The following is a 2,149-nucleotide window of genomic DNA, read 5'->3' as shown; positions in this document are numbered from 1 at the left end:
ACTTATACCAGCCCGCCACCTGGCTGATAGAGTCAATTAATTGGCGGGCTGGTATGACTGGTCGCGGTTGAACGGAATGAAATTCGCCATTCACCAATCTTGCACCATCCCACCAGCCAAGGGAATCCGACAGACTGCTAGCCGAACGTGAAACTATAGGCCTTCACGTCTGGGGCGAGGAATTGAATGGTGAAGACGCGGCCGCGCACCGTGCTGCTCTGGCGTACCAGCTGGTACAGACGCTCACTATCCACCGCGCCGTAGCCTTCGGGGTCCGTATCCACGCCATGGTCGGCGCCGGGGGCGGTGCCATCAAGCAGCACGCGAAAGCGGATCGTCTCGCCCGGCTTGCCGGGTCCGAGCACGAGATGCAGATCGCGGGCCTGGAAATGGAAGGCGATGCTCCCCGGCGCGCTCACGAGCCGCGCGGATTGGGCGCCATCCTGCCACACCCCGCCCAGCGCCCATTGATTAAGTTCCAGGCTTGCAGGGATCGTGTAACGTTCCGGCTGGTCCTCGCCCATGCCCTGCGGGGAGGCGAAATTCTCCGCGCGCGCATAGCCGATATAGGTCTCGGGCGAATTCTCATCCGCCAGGTCGCCGGCGGCTTCGGCGCCGCTGCCGCTGGGTGTCACCACACCGCCCGGCACATCGGGATAGCCCGCGAGGCGAAGCTGCCGCTGGATCTCCATTTCCGAGGCCGCATAGTCACCCTCGCCGAAATGGCTGCTTATCACCTGCTGCTCCGCGTTCACCAGGTACTCCGCGGGCCAGTATTGGTTGGCGAAGGCGTTCCAGATGGCCAGGTTACTGTCCACCGCCACGGGATAGGTGATGCCCAGCCGTTTCAGCGCCTCCGCGACATTGGCTGTATCGCGCTCGAAGGCGAATTCCGGCGAGTGCACACCGATGATGACGAGACCATGATCCTTGTATTTGGCGTTCCAGGCGATGAGGTAAGGCAAGGTGCGCAGGCAGTTGATGCAGGAATATGTCCAAAAATCGATCAGCACCACCTTGCCGCGCAACTCCGCCGGGGTTAACGGGGGGGAATTCAGCCAGGCGGTTGCGCCGGTCAGCGGCGGTAATTGGTCCGCCTGGGTGACGCTCGCGGGCATTGGGGCGGAAGATGCCGGCGGTGCGCCAAACAGGCGCAGCAGACCCTGCTCCAGCGTCGTGGTGTTGGAGGAGGAAAGCCGGGCCAGCGCGCCCGTTTCCGCACCCGACGCGATGCCCGCCACGCCCAGCAGCACCACGACCCCGGCCACACGGCGCACCCATTCGCCAAGATGCAAACCGCGCTTCATCTGCTTGAACAACGCGCCGCCCGCACCCACAACCAGGCCAAGCGAGGTAGCCGCCCCGGCGGCATAGGCCAACAGAAGAAAGGCCGTGCGCGGGTTAACCCCGGAGAGCGCCGCCCCCGCGAGCACGAGGCCCAAAATTGGCCCGGCGCAGGGCGCCCATAAAAAACCCACCGCCCCGCCGAGCAGCGCGGCCCCGATGGCCTCATGCCGCTGCGTCTGCGCCGCCGCTGAAAGCCTGTTGCCCAGCGCCACCAGCGGCCGGGTCAATCTATCGGCCAGAACGGGAAAGAGCAGAGTCAATCCCAGCAGAGCGAACAGTGCCAAGGCGATGTCCCGGCCATATTCGTTGGTCCGCACGACCCAACCCCCGCCAAGTGCCGCCAGCGAGGCCAAGGCCGCGAAAGTCACCGCCATGCCGGCAAGAAGCGGGAGGGTACTGACGGCGAATGGCCGCCCGGCACGCGCGAAAACAAAGGGCAGCACGGGCAAGATACAGGGGCTTAAAATGGTGAGCACGCCGCCCAGATAGGACACCGCCAACAGACTCAACATAGCCGATTCCTCTCCGCGGTACGATGCGTTGGCTCCAGGCAAGCATCGTTTCGGGTGCTTGCGGACGTGCTGGATGGTTCAGTCGGTGAAAAATACTAACCGACGTTTCCCCGTATGATAACCCAACAGCCGCGATTGTACCAGTCAGCCTAGGTCGTAGTGACGAATTATTTGAGCAGGATTGCGATGGCGGCGAGGAGTACGAAGCCTCTATAGTTAGCGAGGAGCTTGTCATATCTGGTGGCAACCCGGCGGAACTGTTTTAATTTGTTGAAGAACCGCTCGACGAG

1 protein-coding gene and 1 pseudogene are annotated in these 2,149 nt (G+C 63.0%); both read right to left on the bottom strand.

Annotated elements, in window-relative coordinates; translation table 11 throughout:
• Window positions 1-137: 137 nt before the first annotated feature.
• The gene (locus M7H45_RS00160; RefSeq protein ID WP_298213480.1) at window positions 138-1,859 is read right to left on the bottom strand and encodes a cytochrome c biogenesis protein DipZ; all 1,722 of its coding nucleotides are present in this window, start codon (window positions 1,857-1,859) and stop codon (window positions 138-140) included.
• A gap of 167 nt (window positions 1,860-2,026) precedes the next feature.
• Window positions 2,027-2,149 (bottom strand): annotated as a pseudogene (locus M7H45_RS00155) (IS5/IS1182 family transposase); the annotation flags it as partial.

Origin of the sequence: Acidocella sp. (genome assembly GCF_027352905.1) — a bacterium.
Taxonomy (GTDB): domain Bacteria; phylum Pseudomonadota; class Alphaproteobacteria; order Acetobacterales; family Acetobacteraceae; genus Acidocella.
This window is presented reverse-complemented; position numbering and strand designations above follow the sequence as displayed.